We start from the raw sequence: 22,470 nt of genomic DNA, 5'->3' as shown, positions 1-22,470 counted from the left end.
CCACAATGGGCCTGCGGGTCAAGCGAAGCGTCGACGGAGTCGTCCATAGCTGGAATCAGGTGGGGGAGCAGACCCAGTTCTTCGGGCGCACCCTGATCTCCATCGGCGACGTCTTCGTCCGTTACCCGAAGGAACTCATCCGGCTGATCGCCCAGATGGGCCTCGGCGCGGGCGCTTTGGCCATCATCGGTGGCACGGTCGCCATCGTCGGCTTCCTGACCGTCAGTACCGGCGCCCTCGTCGCCGTGCAGGGCTTCAACCAGTTCTCCGAGATCGGCGTCGAGGCGCTGACCGGGTTCGCCTCCGCCTTCTTCAACGTCCGGCTCATCGCGCCCGCGACGACCGCCATCGCGTTGTCGGCCACCATCGGCGCCGGCGCCACCGCCCAGCTCGGTGCGATGCGGATCAACGAGGAGATCGACGCCCTCGAAGTGATCGGCATCCGCAGCATCGCCTATCTGGCGTCATCCCGGGTGATCGCCGGCGTCATCGTCGTCATCCCGCTGTACTGCGTCGGTGTGCTGGCCTCCTTCTGGGCGGCCAAGTTCGGCACCACCGCCATCTACGGGCAGTCCCCCGGTGTCTACAACCACTACTTCGACACGTTCCTCAACCCCACCGACCTGATCTGGTCGTTCGTACAGTCGATCGCGATGGCGATCGTCATCATGCTGGTGCACACCTATTACGGGTTCACCGCCAGCGGCGGCCCCGCGGGTGTCGGTGAGGCGGTGGGCCGTGCGGTGCGCACCTCGCTGATCATCTCCGCGTTCGTCGTGGTGATGATCTCGCTCGCGGTGTACGGGCAGTCCGGCAACTTCAACCTGGCCGGCTGATATGACGACGACTGCGAAACGAAACAAGGGACTGGCCCCGGGCTGGTGGACCCTCGTGCTGGTGATCCTGGTGATCGCCGCGATCTGGCTGTCCTACTCGCTGTTCACCGGCACGCTGCGCAGCTATGTCCCGGTCACCCTGACCGCCGACCGGTCCGGTCTGGTCATGGAGACCAACGCCAAGGTCAAACTCAACGGTGTGCAGGTCGGCAGGGTCGTGGGGATCAGCGGCGGGAATGCCGAGAGCGTCCACCCGGTTCAGCTGCGACTGGACATCTACCCGGACCAGATCCAGTACATCCCGGCCAACGTGGAGGCCCGGATCCGGGCCACCACCATCTTCGGCGCCAAGTTCGTCGACCTGGTGTTCCCGGAGGCCCCGGTCTCCGAACGCCTGCAGGCCAACCAGGTACTGGTATCGCAGAACGTCACCACCGAGGTCAACACGGTCTTCCAGAACCTGGTCAGTGTCCTGAACCAGATCGACACCGCGAAGCTGAACAGCACGCTGACCGCACTGGCCGAAGGTGTGCGCGGCCAGGGTGAGCGCATCGGGCAGGCCACCACCGACGCCAATCAGGTGCTGCTGGCCCTGAACCCGCGCGCCGAGACCGTCCGCGCCGACTGGCAGGCACTGCAGGGCGCCGCCGACGTGTACAGCGCTGCGGCACAGAACATCCTGACCACCCTGGACGCCGCCGCCACCACCTCGGTGACCGTGTCCGAGCGAGCCCGCCAACTCGATGCGCTGCTACTGGCCACAACGGGCCTGTCCAACAAGGGCATCGAGCTGCTCGCCCCGAACAAGGACAACCTGATCAAGGCCGTCAACACGCTGCGGCCGACGGTGGATCTGCTGCACAAGTACAGCCCGACCTACACCTGCCTGTTCACCGGCGCGAAGTACCTGCTGGACCATGGCGGCTACGAGGCCACCGGCGGCAACGGTAAGTCCCTCATCCTGGACGCCGCCATCGCCCTCGGCGACGACCCGTACCGCTACCCGCATCACCTGACCGTCGTCGGCGCCAAGGGCGGACCGGGTGGCAAGCCCAGCTGCGGCTCGCTGCCGATCGTCGACGACAACTGGCCGGTGCGTCAGCTGGTCACCAACACCGGCTTCGGCACCGGAATCGACCTGCGGCCCAACCCCGGTATCGCGTTCCCGGCCTACGGCAACTACCTGCCGGTCACCCGCGCGGTGCCCGAACCGCCGAGCATCCGCAACACCTGGGGCGGACCGGCGATCGGACCGATCCCGTACCCGGGGGCACCCGCATACGGTGCCCAGCTGTATGCGCCGGACGGCACCCCGCTGTGGCCGGGTCTGCCGCCCGCCCCGCCGCCGGGCGCGCCGCGCGAACCCGGACCGACCCCGGGCTCGGAACCGTTCACCGTCCTCGCACCCGGTGTGCAACCCACGCCGCTGCCCCCGACACCGCTGCCCGTACCGGCAGCACCCGGCCCCTGACCGTTATCGACAGACACCGTTGAGGAGAACCTGCAAGCCATGAAAGACAATCTGGGGGGCGCCATCTGGCGCCTCACCATTTTCCTGGCAGTGTGTCTGCTGGGTGTCTTCGGCCTGTTCGCGATCTTCTCCCAGCTGCGATTCGGCGAGGGAGAGTCGCAATACCGCGCCGAGTTCACCAATGTCAGTGGCATGGAACCCGACGACTTCGTCCGGATCGCCGGCGTCGAGGTCGGCAAGGTCGGCAAGTTGGCGATGCGTGACGACGGCAGTGTCCTGGTCGATTTCACCGTCGACGAGTCGGTGGTGCTCACCGAGGGCACCCGCGCCATCATCCGGTACGACGACCTCATCGGCGGCCGCTATCTGGCGCTGGAAGAGGGCACCGGGGACACCGACCGGCTCAAGCCCGGCGCCACGATCCCGTTCGCGCGCACCGCACCCGCGCTGGATCTCGATTCGCTGATCGGCGGCTTCCGGCCGCTGTTCAAGGCGCTCGACCCCGACCAGATCAACGCGCTGTCCGGCCAGTTGATCAGCGCGCTGCAGGGGCAGGGCGCCACCATCGGGTCGTTCCTCACCCAGACCGCCGCGTTGACCAACACGCTGGCCGACCGCGACCAGTTGATCGGGGAGGTCATCGTCAACCTCAACACCGTGATGGGTTCCCTCGGCGATCAGAACGAACAGTTCGCCAAGGGCGTCGACGGGCTCTCCGAACTCATCGACGGGCTGGCCGAACGGCGCACCGACATCGCCAACGGGGTCGCCTACGCCAGCGCCGCGGCCGGCAGCATCGCCGACCTGCTGGCCGAGGCCCGCCCGCCGTTCGCCAAGACCATCACCGAGACCGACCGGACCGCGGGCGTGGTGCTCGCCGACCACGAGTACTTCGACAACCTGATCAACACGCTGCCCGACGCCTATCAGGCGTTGGCACGCCAGGGAATCTACGGTGACTTCTTCAGTTTCTATCTCTGCGACATCGTGCTCAAGCTGAACGGCAAGGGCGGCCAGCCGGTGTATGTGAAGGCGGCCGGGCAGAGCACCGGGAGGTGTGCGCCGAAGTGAAGTCCTTCGCAGAACGCAACCAACTGATCGTCGGCGCCGTCGGCCTGACCATCATCGCCGCGATCATCCTCGGCGCGCTGAACTACGACAAGCTGCCGTTCCTCAACCGCGGCAAGGATTATTCGGCGTACTTCGTCGAGGCCGGCGGCATCCGCAGCGGCGCCTCGGTGCAGGTGTCCGGGATGCGGGTCGGCCAGGTCAAGTCCGTCGAACTGGACGGTCAGCAGGTGCTGGTGAAGTTCACCGTCAACAGCAATGTGCGCATCGGTGACCGCAGTGAGGCCGCGGTGCGGACCAAGAGCCTGCTGGGCACCAAGATCCTGGAGGTCACTCCGCGCGGTGACGGCAGGCAGAGCGGCACCATCCCGGCCGATCGCACCACGCCCGCCTACCAATTGCCGGACGCCCTGGGCGATCTGGCGACCACCATCAGCGGTCTGAACACCGATCAGCTCTCGGATTCGTTGCGGGTGATCTCCGAGACGTTCGCCGACACCCCGCCCGATCTCAAGGTCGCCATCGAGGGCGTGGCCCGGTTCTCCGAGACCCTCAACGAGCGCGACGCCGAACTGCGCGGGCTGCTGAGCAACGCCAACAAGGCCACCACGGTGCTCGCCGAGCGCAGCGACCAGATCGTCACGCTGGTCCGCAGCAGCAATGCGCTGTTGGCCGAACTGCGCAGCCAAACCGCTGCGCTGGACGCGATCTCGGGCAACATCTCGGCGTTGAGCCGGCAGCTGCAGGGCTTCATCAACGAGAACGACGAGACGATGAAGCCGGCGCTGGAGAAGCTCAACGGCGTGCTCACCATCCTGGACAACCGCAAGGAACGGCTGCAGAAGTCGCTGAGCCTGATGCACGCCTACGCCATGTCCCTGGGTGAGTCCGCGGCGTCGGGCCCGTTCTTCAAGTCCTACGTCGCCAACCTGCTGCCCGGTCAGTTCGTGCAGCCGTTCGTCGACGCCGCGTTCTCCGACCTGGGTCTGGACCCGAACGTGCTGCTGCCGTCCGAGCGTCACGACCCGGGCGTCGGCCAGGCGGGCACCCCGGCCATGCCGATTCCGTTCCCGCGCACCGGCCAAGGCGGCGAACCGCGCATGACGCTGCCCGACGCCATCACCGGCAACCCGGGCGACCTGGGCTGTGGGCCTCCGGGCATCCCGCTGCCGGGTCCGACCGGTTGCTACCCGTACCGCGAGCCGATTCCGCCGGGTCCGCCCGGTGGACCGCCGCCCGGTCCGCCGGCCGTCGCGCCGCCGGGCATGGGCTCGGCGCCGGTCGGCCCGCAGCCGGTGCTGGTGCCCGCTCCGGGTGAGCCGGTGCCGCACGGCGCCGGATTCGGCACCGAACCGGGGGCAGGCCGATGAGCACACCGTCGAAACAGAGCACCAAGCGGATCTCGCTGCTGGTGGTGCTGGTGCTGATCCTGGCCGCGGGCGTGTTCGCGGTCACCCGGGTCACCGATTCGTTCAACCGCACCAACGTCGTGGCCTACTTCGACAACAGCAACGGCATCTTCGAGGGTGACGATGTGGTCATCCTCGGGGTGCCGGTCGGCCGGATCGACAAGATCGAGCCGGAGCCGGAGCGGGTCAAGATCTCGTTCTGGTACGACAGCAAGTACAAGGTGCCGGCCGAGGCCAACGCTGCGATCCTGTCGCCGATGCTGGTGACCTCGCGGGCGATTCAGCTGACCCCGACGTACTCGGGCAGCGGTCCGGTGATGGAGAACGACGCCGTCATCCCGCAGGAGCGCACCGTCGTCCCGGTGGAGTACGACGACTTCCGTGCGCAGTTGGAGCGCATCACCGAGAACCTGCAGCCGACCGAACCCGGCGGTGTCAGCACCCTCGGGTCGGTCATCAACACCGCCGCGGACAACCTGCGCGGGCAGGGCGCGGACATCCGCGCGACGCTGGTCAAGCTGTCCCAAGCGTTTTCGGCGATCGGCGACCACAGCACCGATGTGTTCTCCACCGTCAAGAACCTGTCGATCCTGGTGTCCGCGCTGCAGGACAGCACCACCGTGATGCGTCAGCTGAATCAGAACCTGGCCTCGGTGTCGGGCACGCTGGCAGACAACCCCGACGAGGTCGGCAACGCGGTACAGGACCTCGCCGACACGGTCGGGCTGGTGCAGAGCTTCGTGGCCGACAACCGCGAAACCCTGGGCACCACATCGGACAAGTTGGCCGGGGTGAGCCAGGCGCTCAACGACAGCCTCGCCGACGTCAAGCAGTTCCTGCACGTGGCGCCGACGACACTGCAGAACTACATCAACGCCTACCAGCCGGCTCAGGGCGCGATGTCCACCGTGCCGGTGATCAACAACTTCGCCAACCCGATCACCTTCCTGTGCGGTGCGGTGCAGGCGGCCTCGCGCCTCGGCGCCGAGCAGTCGTCCAAGCTGTGCGTGCAGTACCTGGCGCCGATCATCAAGAACCGCCAGTACAACTTCCCGCCGATCGGGCAGAACCTGGCGGTCGGCGCCTTCGCCCGGCCGAACGAGATCACCTACAGCGAGGACTGGTTGCGCCCGGACTACATCCCACCGCCGGCCCCGGCGCCCGCAGCGCCGCCCGCCGCACCGGCCACGCCCGTTCCGGGCGGGCCGCCGCTGGCCGCCGAAACGGTCGCGGCCACCAACCCGGCCGACGGACTGCCCGGGATGATGGTGCAGCACGGAGCGGGGTCGTGATGCGGAGGGTTGGAGTGCAGCGACCGGGGAATGTCACGGCTCGCCTCGGAATCGGTGTGCTCGCCGTGGGGCTGGCCGCCACCGGATGCTCGTGGAAGGGCCTCAACTCGGTGGCGCTGCCCGGCGTGGAAGGAAAGGGGCCGGGCGCCTACACGATTCAGGCGCAGATGCCCGACGTCGACAACCTCGACCAGAACTCCCGGGTCCGGGTCAACGACGTCACCGTCGGCAACGTGACCGGTATCGAGCTCCAGGGCTGGAACGCCCTGGTCACCATGAGCCTCAACGGCGACGTGGTGCTGCCGGCGAACGCCACCGCCACCCTCGGGCAGACCAGCCTGCTGGGTTCGCAGCACATCGAACTCGCGGTGCCCACGGACGCCGAGCCCACCGGGCGGCTGAAGCAGGGGGCGGTGATCCCGCTGGAATCCGCCGGCGCGTACCCGACCACCGAGCAGACGCTGGCCGCAGTCTCGTTGCTGCTCAACGGTGGTGGTGTCGGCCAGGTGCAGGACATCACCCAGGCATTCAGCACCGCGTTCACCGGTCGCGAGGCCGACCTGCGCAGTCTGATCACCGAGCTGGACAAGTTCATCGCCTACACCAATGACCAGAAGGGCGACATCATCGCCGCGGCGGAGAGCCTGAACTCTCTCGTCGGCCAGGTCGCCGAGCAGAAGCCGGTGGTGGATCGGGCGCTGGAGACCATTCCCGACGCGCTGCAGGTGCTCAAGGATCAGCGAAATCAACTGTCCGAGGCCCTGGTTCAGCTGGGCCGGTTCAGTGCGCTGGCGGCCGATTCGGCCAACCAGACCAAGGAATCCCTTGTCGCACAGCTCAAGGCGCTCGGGCCGACGCTGCAGGAGCTGGCCAATGCCGGGCCCGCGCTGACCCGTGGTCTGAGCATCCTGACCACCTACCCGTTCCCCAAGGAGACGCTGACCAACTGGATGCGCGGCGACTACGCCAACCTCACGTTGGTGGTGGACCTGACCCTGAGCCGTATCGACCAGGGCATCTTCACCGGCACCCGCTGGGAGGGCGACCTGACCGAACTGGAGATGCAGTGGGGCCGCACCATCGGGCAGCTGCCCAGTCCCTACACGGGGGCGAACCCGCTGCTCGTTCCGTACCGCTGGGATCAGGGGCGCTGACATGATTCTGACCAGACGGATCCTCGCCCAGCTGGCGATCTTCATCGCCATCTCCGTCGTCGCGATCGGCATCATGGCCTTCGGCTACATGCGGTTGCCGAACCTGCTCTTCGGCGCCGGGCACTACCGGGTCAGCCTGGAGCTGCCGGAGACCGGCGGCCTGTACCCGCGCAGCAACGTCACCTATCGCGGCACCCAGGTGGGCCGGGTGGAGAGCGTCGGGCTCACCGAGCGGGGCACCGTTGTCGCCGAGCTGTCGCTGACCGACAACGTGGACATCCCGGCCAACCTGGAGGCGCAGGTGCACAGCCGTTCCGCGGTCGGCGAGCAGTACGTCGAACTGCTGCCGCGCAGCGGGGGCGGACCGGCGCTGCGCGACGGCGACGTCATCTCGATGGAGAACACGACGGTGCCCACGGACGTCAACAGCCTGCTGGACGCCACCAACCGGGGCCTGGAGGCCATTCCGGGTGACAACCTGCGCACCGCGGTCGACGAGGCCTACCTCGCGGTCGGCGGGCTGGGGCCGGATCTGGCCCGGCTGGTCAAGGGTTCCACCCAGCTGGCGATCGATGCGCGGGCCAACCTGGATCCGTTGGTCACCCTGATCGACCAGTCGAAGCCGGTGCTGGACACCCAGATCGACACCGGTGACTCGGTGCGGGCCTGGGCCTCGAACCTGGCCACCATCACCGATGAACTGCGTGACCACGACGATGCGGTGCGCGGCGTGCTGGAGCGCGGCCCCGGCGCCGCCGAAGAGGTGCGCGCGCTGTTCGATCGCCTGCAACCGACGCTGCCCGTCGTGCTGGCCAACCTGGTCAGCGTCGGCGAGGTCGCGCTGGCCTACAAGCCGGCGCTGGAACAGCTGTTGGTGTTGTTCCCGCAGGGCACCGCGGTCAACCAGGCCACCGGTCTGGCGGGCCGGCACACCAAGCAGGACTACAAGGGCGCCTACCTGAACTTCAACCTGAACCTGAACCTGCCGCCGCCATGCAACACCGGCTTCCTGCCCGCACAGCAGGTCCGCGCCCCGGCCCTGCAGGACTATCCGGACCGGCCCGCGGGCGACATCTACTGCCGCGTGCCGCAGGATTCGCCGTTCAACGTGCGCGGCGCCCGCAACCTGCCGTGCATCACGGTGCCGGGCAAACGCGCCCCGAACTGGAAGATGTGCGAGAGCGACGAGAACTACATCCCGCTCAACGACGGCTTCAACTGGAAGGGCGATCCGAACGCGACGTTGTCGGGTCAGGCCGTCCCGCAGTTGTGGCCAGGCTCACAGCCTGCGGAAACGGCTCCGGCCCCGGCGCCGGCCGCACCACCGATCGCATCCGCTGAGTACGACCAGCAGAGCGGCACGTACGTTGGACCGGACGGTCAGGTGTACACGCAATCGAACCTGGCCCGTACCGCGAACGAGGAGCAAACATGGCAGACGATGCTGCTACCCCCTCCGGGGAAGTGAGCGAGTCCGCATCCGAAACCGACCCATCAGCTGAACCGACAGCCGGCGAGGAGACCTCCGAGGCCTCCGTCGAGGACGACGCTGTCGAGGATGCCGAGGGCGTAGAGGATTTCGACGAGGCGGTGGCGGCAGCGACCGCCACGCCGGCCATGTCGCATGTCCGGCTGGCGACCATCGTCGGGCTGGTGGTGGTGCTCGCGCTGGCGGGCCTGGTCGGCTGGCTCGGGTTCCGCACCTACGAGTCGAAGAACCTGGAGGCCAAGCGCGAGCTGTTCCTCCAGGTCGGCAGGCAGGGCGCGATCAACCTGACCACCATCGACTGGGAGAACGCCGAAGCCGACGTGCAGCGCATCCTGGATTCGGCGACCGGCACGTTCTACGACGATTTCCAGCAGCGTGCCGCCCCGTTCGTCGAGGTGGTCAAGCAGGCGCAGTCGAAGTCGGTCGGCACCGTCACCGAGGCGGGCCTGGAATCGGAGTCCGAGACCGAGGGGCAGGTCCTGCTCGCGGTGACGGTCAAGACATCCAATGCCGGTGCGCTCGAACAACAACCGCGACTGTGGCGGATGCGTGTCACCGTTCAGGACATGGGCGATGACCAGGTGAAGGTTTCCAACGTGGAGTTCGTACCGTGACCGAGAAGAACACCGAGTCCGACGCGGTCGAGCCGACCGTCGACGCCGAATCGACCGCGGTCGAACTGGACAAGGCAGGCGAGACCGTCGAGACGACGGAACCCGCCGAGGCCACCGAAGTCGCCGAGGCGGCCGAGGCGACCGAGGTGAGCGACACGGTCGCCGCCGATGCCCCCGAGAAGCGGTCCACCGACTGGTCGCGGGTGCTGGCCTACGGCATCCTGCCCGCCCTCGCCCTGGTGTTGGCCATCGGCGCCGGTTACCTGAAGTGGCAGGACAATTCGGTGCGGGACGGCGACACCGCCCGCATCGAGTCCGTGCAGGCCGCCAAGGACAGCACCGTGGCGCTGCTGTCCTACAATCCGGACACGGTGGAGCAGCAGCTCACCGACGCCCGTTCCCTGCTCACCGGTGACTTCGCGCAGGCCTACACCGACCTGACCACCGACGTCGTCATCCCGGGCGCCAAGGAGAAGCAGATCTCTGCGGTGGCAACGGTTCCGGCGGCGGCCTCGGTCTCGGCCGAGCCGGACCGGGCGGTGGTGCTGGTGTTCGTCAACCAGACCGTCGTGGTCGGCGCCGACGCCCCGACCGACACCGCCTCCAGCGTGCGGGTGACACTGGAGAAGCACGGCGACAGCTGGCTCATCTCCGCATTCGATCCGGTGTAGCGGCGTGCCCGGTTCCGTCGAGGTCGTCACCGACGATGTCACCCTGCGCACCCTGACCTGGGGTGACTGGGACAACCCCGACGCGCCGGTTGCGGTGTGCCTGCACGGTTTTCCCGACACCGCCCACGGCTGGCGGGAGGTGGCACCGCAACTGGCCGACGCCGGCTGGCGGGTGGTGGCCCCGTTCATGCGCGGTTACGCACCGTCCTCGTTGTCGGCCGACGGCAGCTATCACGTCGGCGCCCTGATGGACGACGCGCTGCGGGTGCTCGAGGCGGCCGGCCCCACCGGGCGTGACGTCGTCATCGGCCACGACTGGGGTGCGATCGCCGGCGCCGGGCTGGCCGCGATGCCGGACAGCCCGTTCGACAAGGCCGTCATCATGTCGGTCCCACCGTCGGCGTCGTTCCGCCCGCTGGGCCGGGTGCCGGACGGGGCGAAGTTGGCCGCCCAGTTGCCCCGGCAATTGCTGCGCAGCTGGTACATCCTGTTCTTCCAGTTGCCCTGGCTGCCGGAGCGTTCGGCCTCGCGGGTGGTGCCCAAACTGTGGCGGGACTGGTCCCCGGGCTACGACGGCGCCGAGGATGTCGCTCTGGTGCTCGACGCGATCGGTGAGCCGGCGAACTGGCGTGCCGCACTGGGCTATTACCGGGCGACGGTACGGGGCTCCCGGCCGCCGACGCGGTACGCCCAGTTGCACGAGCGCTGGCTGGAGGCGCCGGTGCTGCCGACGCTGTACCTGCACGGCAGTGATGACGGTTGTGCGTCACCGGACTACATCGAATGGGTGCGGCGGGTGCTGCCGGCCGGGAGTGCGGCGCACGTGGTCGACGGGGGCGGGCATTTCCTGCAACTCGACCGGCCCGCCGACACCGCCGCCCGCATTGTGGATTTCATCGGACGTGGCAGCTAACCGGCTCACCGCGGTCGACGCGCAGATGTTCTGGATGTCCTCCAGGATGCCCAACGACACCTTCCTGCTGTACGGATTCGAGGGTGTGCCAACAGATCTGGATGCGGCGCTGGCCGAGCTGGCGGCCGCGGCGGGGCGCAGCCCGGATCTGACCCGGCGGGTCAGCGACGACGAACCGTGGCATTACCCGAGGTGGGTGCCCCATCAGGTCGACGCTGCGCAGTTCCGGGTGCACCACCTCGCGGACAGTTCGTGGGCGGGCTGCCTGGCCGCCGTGGTCGCCCTGGTCGACGACCAGCTCGACGCCGCCGTGACGCCCTGGCGGCTGCATGTCTTCCCCGGGGTGCACGGTGTCCCGCAGATCGGTGGCCCCGCCACCGTCGCGGTCCTGCAGATCACTCACGTGCTCGGCGGCGGGGGCCGGACCTGCGGCCCGGCCGCGGTGATGTTCGGCCGCGACGCCGAGGTGCCCGCCGTGACACCGGTGCACGGGAATCCGCTCACCCTGCCGTGGCGCAGCCTGCAGGCGGCGCGTACCCATCAGCACCTGATGCGCGACACCCTGACCGGCAGCGTGCCGCCGGCGGCCGCGCAATGCGCGCCGCTGCGGACCAACGACCCGCCGGCGGGGTTGCGCAGCATGCGCACCGTGGTGCGTGACCGCGCCCAGCTGGCCGGGGCCACCGTCACCGTCGCCGCGCTGGCCGCGATCTCCGAGGCGCTGGCCGGCCAGTTGCGGGACCTCGGCACCGATCCCGCAATGCTCGGTGCGCTCGGCGCCGAGGTCACCATGGCCAAGGCCGGGCCGCGCCGGTCCTACAACCATTTCGGCACGGTCGGGATCGGCCTGCGCCCGGAGCTGCCGCGCGAGGACCGTCGCGCCGCGATCGCCGCCGAACTGGCGGCCCGCAAGAAACGGGCCGCCCATCCGGCGATGCGGGCCTCCGAACGAGCCTTCGACGCCACGCCCGCCCGGCTGTTGCGCTGGGGGATAAGCCATTTCAACCCCGATGCACGGTCGGCGACGGTCACCGGCAACACCGTGGTGTCCAGCGTGAACTGCGGGGCGGCCGATTTCAGCTTCGCCGGTGCGCCGGTCCGGCTGGCCGCGGCATTTCCCGGACTGTCCCCGATGATCGGGATCACGCACTGCGTGACCGGGGTGGGGGACACCATCACCCTCAGCGTGTTCGCCGCCGAATCGGCGATCGGGGACATCGACGCCTACGTGCGCCGGTTGGAGGCCGCCCTTTCGTGACAAACCGCAGGTCTAGCGGACGGCGGTGGCGGTGAGCTCCAGAAGTTGGTCGGGGTGGATGAAGCTCGCGCAGCCGATCCAGGTGCTCGTCGGGCGGTGCTCGCCGACCCAGTCCTTGAGGATGGACACGCACTGCGCCAGCCCCGGCATATCGGTCGTGTAGATGGTCCAGGCCACCAGTCCGCTGCGGTCGGTGCCCGCCGAGGCCAGTGAGCGGTCGAGCACGTCCAGCACGTAGGTGAGCTGCTCGGCCAGATCGGTGCTCACCACGTCCACCGCCCCGCCGGTATCGGTCAGCGGGGCGATCCCGGAGACGTACACGGTGTCGCCGGCGACGACGGTCTGCACGATGCCAAGGTCGTCGAACAGTTGCGCACTCAGGTAGCCGATATCGGGCACGGAGCGGTGGATGGGGAGGCGGGGCATGTGGATCAGTGTCCAGTACCGGCGGGTAGCTGGGCATCGGCTTAACAGATGCCCTAGATTCTGTTACGTGGCTTCTGATACTGCGATCTTGATTCTGCGCGTTGTCCTCGGTCTGACCATGGCCGCGCACGGCTACAACAAGTTCTTCGGCGGGGGGCGTATCCCGGGCACCGCGGGCTGGTTCGACAGCATCGGCATGAAGCCGGGTCTGTTCCACGCCCGGGTGGCGGCGAGCACCGAGATCGCCGCCGGGTTGGGGCTCGCTCTGGGTCTGCTGACCCCGGTCCCGGCTGCCGGGTTCGTGGCGCTCATGCTGGTGGCCGCCTGGACCGTGCACCGGCACAACGGCTTCTTCATCGTCAAGGAGGGCTGGGAGTACAACCTGGTGCTGGCGGTGGCGGCGGTGACGATCGCCGGGACCGGCGCCGGGCGCTACAGCCTGGATCACCTGTTGTTCTCCGGTACCGATGTCGCACACTGGCTGTCGGGCTGGTGTGGGCTGGCCATCGCCGTGGGGCTGGGCCTGCTCGGCGGGATCGGGCAGCTCGTCATCTTCTTCCGCCCGCCCGTGAAGACCTCCTGACCTTTTGCGTGTGTTCGCCGGAGAGGAATTGGAACACGTTCTAGTCTGACCGGTATGGGATTCCTCAAGCAGAACACTCCGGTGATCGATTTCGAGGAGTGGAGCAAGGGCACCCGCGCCGAGAAGATCGTCCCGATGGCGCGGCACTGGGCCGAGGTCGGCTTCGGCACCCCGGTCGCACTGCACCTGTTCTACGTCGTCAAGATCCTCGCCTACATCGTCATCGCCTGGGTGCTGGTGCTGGCCACCACCGACGGTCTGGGCGGGTTCACCGAGGTCTCCGCCTGGTACAACGAGCCGATCCTCTATCAGAAGGTCGTGTTCTACACGATGCTGTTCGAGGTCGTCGGCCTGGGCTGTGGCTTCGGCCCGCTCAACAACCGGTTCTTCCCGCCGCTGGGCTCCATCCTGTACTGGTTGCGGCCCAAGACGATTCGGCTGCCACCCTGGCCGAACAGGATCCCGCTGACCAAGGGCGACACCCGCGGCCTCCTCGACGTGGTGCTCTACGGTGCGCTGTTGGTGGCGCTGCTGGTCGCCCTGTTCTCCCAGGGGACCGGACCCATCCCGGAACTCGGCACCGAGGTCGGCGTGCTGCCGGTCTGGCAGACCGCGACCATCCTCGGGTTGCTGGCGCTGGCCGGCCTGCGCGACAAGGTGATCTTCCTGGCCGCCCGCGGCGAGGTGTACGGCTCGCTGGCGGTGTGCTTCCTGTTCAGCGGCGCCGACATCATCCTCGCGGCGAAGTTCGTGTGCCTGGTCATCTGGCTGGGGGCCGCGACCTCCAAACTGAACAAGCACTTCCCGTTCGTCATCTCCACCATGATGAGCAACAACCCGGTCTTCCGGTCGCCGGCCATCAAACGAAAGTTCTTCGAGCGCTTCCCCGATGATCTGCGTCCCGGCCGTCCGTCCCGGTTCCTCGGGCACTTCTCCACGGCCGTCGAGGGACTCGTCCCGCTGGTGCTGTTCTTCAGCCATGGCGGCACGGTCGGCGCCATCGCCGCCGCCATCATGCTGATCTTCCATTTCGGGATCCTGTCCTCGATCCCGATGGGCGTCCCACTGGAATGGAACGTGTTCATGATGTTCAGCGTGCTGGCGCTGTTCGTCGGGCACCCCGGCGTCGGTTTAGGGGACCTGTCCAGCCCGTGGCCGGTACTGCTGCTGGTGGTGGTCGCCGGCACGGTCGTGCTGGGAAACCTGTTCCCGCGCAAGATCTCCTTCCTGCCGGGCATGCGCTACTACGCCGGGAACTGGGACACCTCGCTGTGGTGCATCAAACCGTCGGCGGACGCCAAGATCGCGGAGGGCGTCGTCGCGATCGCCAGCATGCCGGCCGCGCAGCTGGAGAAGTTCTACGGCAGCAAGGAGGCCGCGCAGATCCCGATGTACATGGGATATGCGTTCCGCTCCTTCAACACTCACGGCCGGGCGCTGTTCACCCTGGCGCACCGGGCGATGGCCGGGCACAACGAGGACGACTACACCCTCACCGACGGGGAACGCATCGTGTCCACCGCGATCGGGTGGAACTTCGGGGACGGCCACATGAGCAACGAGCAGTTGGTGGCCGCGCTGCAGTCGCGGTGTCATTTCGAGCCGGGGGAGGTGCGCATCGTGATGCTCGACGCGCAGCCGATCCACCGGCAGATCCAGCAATACCGGCTGGTCGACGCGGCGACCGGGGAGTTCGAGCGCGGCTACGTGAAGGTGGCCGATATGGTGACCCGCCAGCCGTGGGATGACACCGTGCCGGTCTATGACGTCCAGAGCTCATCGACGCTGCGTCCCGGGCGCGAAAGTGCGAGTGGGTGACGCCCGCAGCGCAGAGTCAGATCATCACGTCGCGGACCTTGACGGTCTCCAGGCCCTTCAGCAGCAGTTCGCGTGCGGTGTCCAGATGCTTGCGCCAGTGCGCCTCGGCCGCCGCGCCGTCACCCGAACGCATCAACGTCATGAGCCGCCTGTAGGACCGCATGAGCAGTTCGTAGTCGGTCTTGGACAGCGGCCGGTTCTCCTTCATGGCGAAGGCGGTGTGCCGCACCGTGATCTCGTGCAGCATGCCGGCCATGATGGTCAGCGTCGCGTTGCCCGACAGCTCCACCATGCGCTGGTGGAAGTCGCCGGTCGTCTCGGCCATCCGGCCGGTGTCGCGCCCGGAGGGCACGTGGTCGGCGATCATCGCGTCGAGTTCGTCATAGGCCTGCGTGTTGCCGGACTCGGTGAGCAGCCGGACCGCCATCGGCTCGATGCCCGAGCGGGCGGTCATCACGTCGGCGATGGTCGCCCCGGACAGCTCCAGCAGCAGGCCGGCCGGACGGGCCACGATCTCCGGTCCCGGCACCCGCACCCGCGCGCCGGTACGGGAACCGCGGCGCACCTCGACCAGGCGTTCGGACTCCAGGACCCGCACCGCTTCGCGCAGCGTCGGGCGGCTCACCCCGAAATGGGCCATCAGTTCGGCCTCGTTGGGCAGGAAGTCGCCCTCCTTGAGCTGGCCGTCGACGACCATCCGGCGCAGCGTGCCGGCCACCAGTTCCGCGGTCTTGGGGGACCTGATGGGCGCTCCGGCAACCGCCGGGACGGCACTGCGGCCGATCATCGGCGAGAGCGGGGTACTGCCGGCCACCGTGAGACTCCCTCGTGAATAAACTGCTTAGGTATTCAACTCAGTAAACCATGTAGCGGTATCCAACGCGTGCACCTGCGGATGCAGGCCCTCCACCAACCAGTAGGTTGACCTAGTAAACCTTCTGTTCTACCTTCACTTATATCGTTCTCTCAGATCGTTCATGTAGACAAAGCGGCATCCAGCAGTACACCTTCGAAGGAGAAGTTCATGGCTGAAGCGGTCATCGTCGAGGCAGTTCGCTCACCAGTCGGCAAGCGCAACGGCGCCCTGTCGGGTATCCACCCGGCCGAGCTGTCGGCCCAGGTCCTCAACGGCCTCGTCGAGCGTGCCGGTGTCGACCCCGCCCTCGTCGACGACGTCATCTGGGGTTGCGTCATGCAGGCCGGTGAGCAGGCGCTCGACATCGCCCGCACCGCGGTGCTGTCCGCCGGCTGGCCCGAGACCGTCCCGGGCGTGACCGTGGACCGCCAGTGTGGCTCCAGCCAGCAGTCGCTGCACTTCGCCGTTGCCGGTGTGGTGGCCGGGCACTACGACGTCGTCGTCGCCGGTGGCGTCGAGTCGATGTCGCGCACCCCGATGGGCTCCTCGCTGGCCAACGGCGGCAACCCCTACGGTGAGTCGTTCAAGGCCCGCTACACCCAGACCCCGAACCAGGGCGTGGGTGCGGAGATGATCGCCGAGCAGTGGGGCCTGTCCCGCACCCAGCTCGACGAGTTCTCCCTGCGTTCGCATGAGAAGGCCGCCGCCGCACAGGATTCCGGCGCATTCAAGGATCAGATCGTGGGCATCAAGACCAAGGACGCCGACGGCAACGACACCGTCGTGCTCGAAGACGGCGGCATCCGTCGTGGCGGCACCGTCGAGTCGATGGCCAAGATCAAGCCGGCCTTCCGCGAAGACGGTGTGATCCACGCCGGCAACTCCAGCCAGATCTCCGACGGTTCGGCCGCGCTGCTGATCATGTCGGCGGAGAAGGCCAAGGACCTGGGCCTCAAGCCGCTGGCCAAGGTGCACACCGCGGTGCTCGCCGGCGCCGACCCGGTCATCATGCTGACCGCGCCGATCCCGGCCACCCAGAAGGCCCTGGCCAAGTCCGGCCTGAGCGTCGACCAGATCGGTGCCTTCGAGGTCAACGAGGCCTTCGCCCCGGTTCCGATGGCGTGGCTGAAGGACATCGGCGCCGACGAGGCCAAACTGAACCCCAACGGTGGCGCCATCGCCCTGGGCCACCCGCTCGGCGGCTCCGGTGCGCGCATCCTGACCACGCTGCTGTACCACATGCGCGACAACAACATTCAGTACGGCCTGCAGACCATGTGTGAAGGCGGCGGCCAGGCCAACGCGACCATCCTCGAGCTGCTGTGAGCACCGAGGCCGTGACCGAACCCGGCGCCCTCACCGAGCGCCGGGGCAACGTCCTGATCATCACGATCAACCGGCCCGAGGCACGCAACGCGGTCAACGCGTCGGTGTCCATCGGCGTCGGTGATGCCTTGGCGGCCGCCCAGGACGATCCGGAGATCCGGGCCATCGTGCTGACCGGTGCCGGGGACAAGTCGTTCTGCGCGGGTGCCGACCTGAAGGCGATCTCCCGCGGCGAGAACCTCTTTCACCCGGATCACCCGGAGTGGGGCTTCGCCGGCTACGTGCGGCACTTCGTCGACAAGCCGACGATCGCCGCGGTCAACGGCACCGCACTGGGCGGCGGTACCGAATTGGCGTTGGCCAGTGACCTGGTGGTCGCCGAGGAGCGCGCGAAATTCGGTCTGCCCGAAGTGAAGCGCGGCCTCATCGCCGGCGCGGGTGGAGTGTTCCGCATTGTGCAGCAGTTGCCGCAGAAGTTGGCTCTGGAGCTGGTGTACACCGGTGAACCGCTGTCCTCGCAGGACGCACTCAAGTGGGGCCTGATCAACAAGGTGGTGCCGGACGGCACCGTCCTGGACGCGGCCCTGGAGCTCGCCGAACGCATCGCGGTGAACGCGCCGTTGGCCGTTCGCGCCAGCAAGCGGGTGTCCTACGGAGCGATCGACGGCGTCGTCGCCGCCGACGAGCCGTTCTGGAAGCAGACCTTCAGCGAGTTCTCCACGCTGCTGAAGACCGAGGACGCCATGGAAGGGCCAATGGCCTTCGCGCAGAAGCGCGAACCGGTCTGGAAAGCAAAGTAAGGAACCGAGCAGTCAATGAAGAGAACGATCTACGAGGCGGAGCACGAAGCCTTCCGCCAGACCGTCAAGGACTACATCGAGCGTGAGCTCGTGCCCAACTCGGAGAAGTGGGAGACCGAGCGCCTGGTCGACCGGTCCGCGTACACCGCGGCCGGCAAGTACGGGCTCATCGGCTTCAACATGCCCGAGGAGTTCGGCGGCGGCGGCTCGGACGACTTCCGGTTCAACGCCATCATCGACGAGGAGATCGCCAAGGCCGGTGTGCACGGCCCGGCGCTCAGCCTGCACAACGACGTCGTCGGCCCGTACTTCAACGAGCTGGCCAACGACGAGCAGAAGCAGCGCTGGATGCCCGGCATCACCAGCGGCGAGCTGATCATCGCGATCGCGATGACCGAGCCCGGCGCCGGCAGCGACCTGGCGGGCATCCGCACTTCGGCGGTGCGCGACGGTGACGACTGGATCATCAACGGGTCCAAGACGTTCATCTCCTCGGGCATCAACTGCGACCTGTGCGTCGTGGTGGCCCGCACCGATCCGGAAGCCGGCCACAAGGGCTTCACCCTGTTCGTGGTGGAGCGCGGTATGGAGGGCTTCACCCGGGGCCGCAAGCTCGACAAGATGGGCCTGCACAGCCAGGACACCTCCGAGCTGCACTTCGAGAACGTCCGGGTGCCGAGCGCCAACCTGCTCGGCAAGGAAGGTCGCGGGTTCTACCACCTGATGACCAACCTGCCGTCGGAGCGCCTGTCGATCGCCATCTCCGCGATCGCCGGTGCCCGCGCCGTGTTCCAGGAGACGCTGCAGTACGCCAAGGATCGCAAGGCGTTCGGGCAGCCGATCGGCAGCTTCCAGCACAACCGTTTCCTGCTCGCCGAGATGGAGACCGAGCTCGACGTCACCGAGAACTACATCGACCGCTGCCTGCAGGGCGTGGTCGACGGTGAGCTGACCGCCGTCGAGGCGGCCAAGGCCAAGTGGTTCGCCACCGAGACCGCCAAGAAGATCATCGACAACTGCGTGCAGCTGCACGGCGGCTACGGCTACATGCTGGAGTACCGCGTGGCGCGCGCCTACGTCGACGGCCGCATCCAGACGATCTTCGGTGGTACCACCGAGATCATGAAGGAGATCATCGGACGCGACCTGGGGGTCTAGTCCGACGGACAAAAAGAACGGCGCCCACTCTGTGCGAGTGGGCGCCGTTTTTTGCGTATCGGGTCGGGATCAGCCGGCCGGGGTGGCCGTCGTCGAGGTGACGGTGCTCTCGGCGGCCGCCGCCTCCGCTGCGGTGGTCTCGGTGACGGTGACCGTCTCCGATGCCTCGGAGGATTCGGTGGTCTCGGCCGCAGTCGTCTCGGTGGCCGTGGTGCTGGTCGTGCTGGTGCCGGCCGGAGAGATCGGGTCCGGCGCGTTGTTCGGGTCCAGCACCGTGTCCAGCATGTAGATGCGCATGTGATCGGCGCCGATGCCGCCGCAGACGACCTTGGCGTCGTTGACGGTGATGTCGCCACCGCTGCCCTTCACCTTGACCGGCTTGCCCTGCTGGGTGTTGAAGGTGCCCTCGATGTCATCGGGGCCCAGGATGCCGAGCGCCATGTGGTAGTACACGAGCGCGGTCATCGCGACCGGATCCGTCTTGAGCGTCTCCAGCTCTTCGGGCGACAGCTTCTCGAAGGCCTCGTTGGTCGGCGCGAACACCACGTAGGGCCCGTTGTCGAGCACCGAGGCGACGTTCACGGCCGGGTTGAGCTGGCCGGAGACGGCCTCGGAGAAGGTGGAGATCTCCGGGATGCTCGCCAGTGCGACGGACGACTGTGCCTTCTGCAGGCCGGCCAGTGAACCCGGGCCCGAGGACACCGCCTTCACGGTGGCGTCGCAGGCCGGGCCCTTGGGTTCGGCGATCGGCGACGTCGGTGTTTCGGGTTCGGCCTGGGCCACGACGGTCGTCCCTGCGACCATGATGGCCGCGGATGCGACCGCGACGCCGAAGAGCTTGCCGGTGCGAGCGTGCACTTGTTTTTCCTCCCGCTCATGACTGGGTGATGGTTACCTCAGCTGGTCGGCGCGCATCAGCGGAGACGCGGCTGACCGATGTGTCAAAGCCTCGGCGTCCCCGCGGCGCCGGTTGAATCGTATGCGGCCTGGTGAGCCCAGCCAAATGTTGGCCCGATCACCCCTGTGCCGCCGATACCGGGCGGCGCACCCCCGCGCACAGCATCGCAGCCCCGAAGCACAACCCCGCCGCCAGGTAAAACGCCAGGTCATAGGTGCCCTGCAGGTCGCGGATCCAGCCGGCGCCGGCGGCCGCGACGGCGGCGCCGAGCTGGTGGGAGGCGAAGACCCAGCCGAACACGACCGGCGACCGGGAGCCGAAGAAGTCACGGCACAACACGATCGTCGGCGGCACGGTGGCCACCCAGTCCAGCCCGTAGAAGATGATGAACACCCAGGTGCCCGGCTCGGCCTGCGGGGACAGCAGCGACGGCAACAGCAGCAGGGAGATGCCGCGCCCGGCGTAGTACACGCACAGCAGCAGCCGCGGATCGACCCGGTCGGTGAGCCAGCCGGAGAACACCGTGCCGGCCACGTCGAGAATCCCGATGGTGGCCAGCAGCCCGGCGGCCAGTGTGGTCGGCATGCCGTGGTCGTTGGCCGCCGGGATGAAATGCGTGCCGATCAGCCCGTTGGTGGTCATCCCGCAGATCGCGAAGGACGCCGCGAGCAGCCAGAACGGCCGGGACCGCAGCCCGATGAGCAGCCCGTCGAAGGCCGCCCGGAACGTCCCGGTCGCCACCTCGGCCCCGGTGCCGGTGTCGGCACCGTAGGCGGTCAGGCCGAGGTCGCGCGGATGGTTGCGCATGAACACCGCGACCAGCGGCACCACCGCCAGCGCCGCGGCCGCCACGATCAGCGACGCCCAGCGCCAGCCGTGCCGGGTGGTCACCTCGGCCACCACCGGCAGGAAGATCAGCTGCCCGGTGGCGCTGGCCGCCGTCAGCACCCCGGTGACGAGGCCGCGGCGCGCCTCGAACCATCGGGTGGCCACGGTGGCCACGAAGCCCATCGAGATGGCGCCGGTGCCGATGCCGACCAGCACACCCCACAGCAGCACCAGCTGCCAGCTCGCCGTCATCACGACGCTCAGCGCCGAGCCGGACGCGATCAGCAGCAGGGCGCCGGACAGCACCGGGCGCACGCCGAAGCGGTCCATCAGCGCGGCGGCGAACGGCGCCGTGACGCCGTAGAGCGTCATGTTGACGGCCATCGCGACACCCACCGTGCCGTGCGACCAGCCGAACTCCTGGTGCAGCGGGTTCATCATGACCCCGGGCACCGACCGGAACGCGGCCGCGCCGAGGATCGCCACGAAGCTGACGCCGGCCACCACCCAGGCCCAGTGCAGCCGTCCGGGGGCGCGCAGAACTGTCATGCGTCGAATCCTGGCGGGCGTGGTCCGCCCCCGCCAAGTGGCATGAATGACAGCACTCGTCAAAAACATGCCAAACTGAGGCATGCATCGGGTCGCCGTTCTGTGGCTGCCGCCGGTGGTGGGTTTCGACGCCACCATCGCGCCGACGCTGTTCGGCAGTGCCACCGACGAGCGCGGCGCCGCGCTGTACGAGGTGACCACGTGTGCGGTCACCGCCGGACCGGTGCCGGCCACCACCGGTTTCGCGATGCTCCCGGCGGCCGGGGCGGAGGCGCTGGCCGAAGCCGACACCGTCGTCATCCCGGGCACCCGGTATCCGCCCGCCCGTGTCGACGGCGCGCTGGAACCCGAGGTGGTCGCCGCACTCGAGACGATCCGGCCCGGCACCCGGCTGGTGTCCATCTGCACCGGGGCCTTCGTGCTCGCGGCCGCCGGGGTGCTCGACGGGCGCCCGGCCACCACCCACTGGCGGCACGCCGATGCGCTGCGGACGCTGTATCCCCGCGTGCGGGTCGACGAGAACGTCCTGTTCGTCGACGACGGTGACGTACTCACCTCGGCGGGGCTGGCGGCGGGAATCGACCTGTGCCTGCACATCATCCGGGCCGACCACGGCGCCCGGGTGGCCAACGACGTCGCCCGGTACTGCGTGGTGCCGCCGTGGCGTGAAGGCGGCCAGGCCCAGTTCATCGACCATCAGCTGCCGGTGACCGATCAGGCCTCCACCGCCGCCACCCGGCAGTGGGCCTTGGCTCATCTCGGCGAGGAACTGACCGTGCAGGTGCTGGCCCGGCATGCACACCTGAACGCGCGCACCTTCAACCGCCGGTTCCGCGCGGAAACCGGTGAGGCGCCGGGCAGTTGGATCCGTAACCGCCGCCTGGACCGGGCCCGAGAACTGCTCGAATCCCGGGATCTGTCCGTCGACGAGGTGGCCCGGTTGTCCGGATTGGGGACCGGCGGAAATCTGCGACATCACCTGCGGCGCGGGGTCGGGATGTCCCCGACGAGTTACCGCAAGGTGTATCAGGGTGTTCAGGGCCGAGTCTGACT

At 68.1% G+C, this 22,470-nt stretch carries 21 protein-coding genes; 17 read left to right on the top strand and 4 right to left on the bottom strand.

What is annotated here, in order from left to right; all coding sequences use genetic code 11:
- Positions 1 to 5 precede the first annotated feature (5 nt).
- From K0O62_RS22290 to K0O62_RS22240, 11 genes are read left to right on the top strand one after another with little or no spacing between them, the layout of a single operon-like run.
- Complete coding sequence (locus K0O62_RS22290; RefSeq protein WP_073858761.1) at positions 6 to 836, top strand: ABC transporter permease; 831 nt, start codon at positions 6 to 8, stop codon at positions 834 to 836.
- A 1-nt stretch (position 837) separates the two neighbouring features.
- Positions 838 to 2,307 (top strand): MCE family protein, encoded by a 1,470-nt coding sequence (locus K0O62_RS22285; RefSeq protein ID WP_073858762.1) that lies wholly within the window; start codon positions 838 to 840, stop codon positions 2,305 to 2,307.
- A 39-nt stretch (positions 2,308 to 2,346) separates the two neighbouring features.
- The gene (locus K0O62_RS22280) at positions 2,347 to 3,378 is read left to right on the top strand and encodes a virulence factor Mce family protein (RefSeq protein ID WP_073858763.1); all 1,032 of its coding nucleotides are present in this window, start codon (positions 2,347 to 2,349) and stop codon (positions 3,376 to 3,378) included.
- On the top strand, positions 3,375 to 4,745 hold the full coding sequence (locus K0O62_RS22275; protein WP_073858764.1) for an MCE family protein: 1,371 nt from the start codon (positions 3,375 to 3,377) through the stop codon (positions 4,743 to 4,745). Before K0O62_RS22280 ends, K0O62_RS22275 begins: the two co-directional genes overlap by 4 nt.
- A complete protein-coding gene (locus K0O62_RS22270) occupies positions 4,742 to 6,076 on the top strand; it encodes an MCE family protein (protein WP_073858765.1) in 1,335 nt (444 codons plus the stop codon). The genes K0O62_RS22275 and K0O62_RS22270 overlap by 4 nt, the downstream gene beginning before the upstream one ends.
- A gap of 14 nt (positions 6,077 to 6,090) precedes the next feature.
- Entirely contained in the window at positions 6,091 to 7,230 is a 1,140-nt protein-coding gene (locus K0O62_RS22265; protein WP_272939034.1) for an MCE family protein, read from the top strand.
- Position 7,231: 1 nt separating this feature from the next.
- Positions 7,232 to 8,698: an MCE family protein gene (locus tag K0O62_RS22260; RefSeq protein WP_073858767.1), complete on the top strand. Its 1,467-nt coding sequence runs from the start codon at positions 7,232 to 7,234 to the stop codon at positions 8,696 to 8,698.
- Complete coding sequence (locus K0O62_RS22255; protein ID WP_073858768.1) at positions 8,662 to 9,333, top strand: Rv1363c family protein; 672 nt, start codon at positions 8,662 to 8,664, stop codon at positions 9,331 to 9,333. Before K0O62_RS22260 ends, K0O62_RS22255 begins: the two co-directional genes overlap by 37 nt.
- Complete coding sequence (locus K0O62_RS22250) at positions 9,330 to 10,004, top strand: hypothetical protein (RefSeq protein WP_073858769.1); 675 nt, start codon at positions 9,330 to 9,332, stop codon at positions 10,002 to 10,004. The genes K0O62_RS22255 and K0O62_RS22250 overlap by 4 nt, the downstream gene beginning before the upstream one ends.
- A gap of 4 nt (positions 10,005 to 10,008) precedes the next feature.
- Positions 10,009 to 10,917: an alpha/beta fold hydrolase gene (locus tag K0O62_RS22245; RefSeq protein WP_073858770.1), complete on the top strand. Its 909-nt coding sequence runs from the start codon at positions 10,009 to 10,011 to the stop codon at positions 10,915 to 10,917.
- Positions 10,907 to 12,175 carry a WS/DGAT domain-containing protein gene (locus tag K0O62_RS22240; protein ID WP_073858771.1) on the top strand — a complete coding sequence of 423 codons (1,269 nt, stop codon included), beginning with the start codon at positions 10,907 to 10,909 and terminating at the stop codon, positions 12,173 to 12,175. Before K0O62_RS22245 ends, K0O62_RS22240 begins: the two co-directional genes overlap by 11 nt.
- A 12-nt stretch (positions 12,176 to 12,187) precedes the next feature.
- Here K0O62_RS22240 and K0O62_RS22235 read toward each other — a convergent pair whose 3' ends face one another.
- Complete coding sequence (locus tag K0O62_RS22235; RefSeq protein WP_073858772.1) at positions 12,188 to 12,601, bottom strand: RidA family protein; 414 nt, start codon at positions 12,599 to 12,601, stop codon at positions 12,188 to 12,190.
- A gap of 67 nt (positions 12,602 to 12,668) precedes the next feature.
- Between K0O62_RS22235 and K0O62_RS22230 the strand changes: the two genes are divergently transcribed.
- Positions 12,669 to 13,184, top strand: a complete 516-nt coding sequence (locus K0O62_RS22230; protein WP_264002262.1) for a DoxX family protein — start codon at positions 12,669 to 12,671, stop codon at positions 13,182 to 13,184.
- A gap of 54 nt (positions 13,185 to 13,238) precedes the next feature.
- Positions 13,239 to 15,002, top strand: coding sequence for a DUF3556 domain-containing protein (locus K0O62_RS22225; RefSeq protein ID WP_073858774.1), 1,764 nt, complete (start codon positions 13,239 to 13,241; stop codon positions 15,000 to 15,002).
- A gap of 16 nt (positions 15,003 to 15,018) precedes the next feature.
- Here the strand turns inward: K0O62_RS22225 and K0O62_RS22220 are convergent, their stop codons facing one another.
- On the bottom strand, positions 15,019 to 15,816 hold the full coding sequence (locus K0O62_RS22220) for a FadR/GntR family transcriptional regulator (RefSeq protein ID WP_073858775.1): 798 nt from the start codon (positions 15,814 to 15,816) through the stop codon (positions 15,019 to 15,021).
- Positions 15,817 to 16,026: 210 nt separating this feature from the next.
- Here K0O62_RS22220 and K0O62_RS22215 point away from each other — a divergent pair, with 210 nt between their 5' ends.
- Genes K0O62_RS22215 through K0O62_RS22205 form a run of 3 tightly spaced genes read left to right on the top strand, consistent with a single transcriptional unit; the run spans position 16,027 to position 19,142 of the window.
- The gene (locus K0O62_RS22215; RefSeq protein WP_073858776.1) at positions 16,027 to 17,184 is read left to right on the top strand and encodes a thiolase family protein; all 1,158 of its coding nucleotides are present in this window, start codon (positions 16,027 to 16,029) and stop codon (positions 17,182 to 17,184) included.
- Positions 17,181 to 17,984 (top strand): crotonase/enoyl-CoA hydratase family protein, encoded by an 804-nt coding sequence (locus tag K0O62_RS22210; protein ID WP_073858777.1) that lies wholly within the window; start codon positions 17,181 to 17,183, stop codon positions 17,982 to 17,984. Before K0O62_RS22215 ends, K0O62_RS22210 begins: the two co-directional genes overlap by 4 nt.
- Before the next feature lie 15 nt (positions 17,985 to 17,999).
- The gene (locus K0O62_RS22205) at positions 18,000 to 19,142 is read left to right on the top strand and encodes an acyl-CoA dehydrogenase family protein (protein WP_073858778.1); all 1,143 of its coding nucleotides are present in this window, start codon (positions 18,000 to 18,002) and stop codon (positions 19,140 to 19,142) included.
- A 69-nt stretch (positions 19,143 to 19,211) separates the two neighbouring features.
- On the opposite strand, the gene K0O62_RS22200 is transcribed toward K0O62_RS22205, so the two are convergent.
- Positions 19,212 to 20,000, bottom strand: a complete 789-nt coding sequence (locus K0O62_RS22200; protein ID WP_079244137.1) for a fasciclin domain-containing protein — start codon at positions 19,998 to 20,000, stop codon at positions 19,212 to 19,214.
- A gap of 157 nt (positions 20,001 to 20,157) precedes the next feature.
- Positions 20,158 to 21,417 carry an MFS transporter gene (locus K0O62_RS22195; protein WP_073858779.1) on the bottom strand — a complete coding sequence of 420 codons (1,260 nt, stop codon included), beginning with the start codon at positions 21,415 to 21,417 and terminating at the stop codon, positions 20,158 to 20,160.
- Positions 21,418 to 21,499: 82 nt separating this feature from the next.
- Between K0O62_RS22195 and K0O62_RS22190 the strand changes: the two genes are divergently transcribed.
- Positions 21,500 to 22,468 (top strand): GlxA family transcriptional regulator, encoded by a 969-nt coding sequence (locus K0O62_RS22190; protein WP_073858780.1) that lies wholly within the window; start codon positions 21,500 to 21,502, stop codon positions 22,466 to 22,468.
- Positions 22,469 to 22,470: the final 2 nt, after the last annotated feature.

The organism is Mycolicibacterium diernhoferi, assembly GCF_019456655.1.
GTDB classification, from domain to species: domain Bacteria; phylum Actinomycetota; class Actinomycetes; order Mycobacteriales; family Mycobacteriaceae; genus Mycobacterium; species Mycobacterium diernhoferi.
This window is presented reverse-complemented; position numbering and strand designations above follow the sequence as displayed.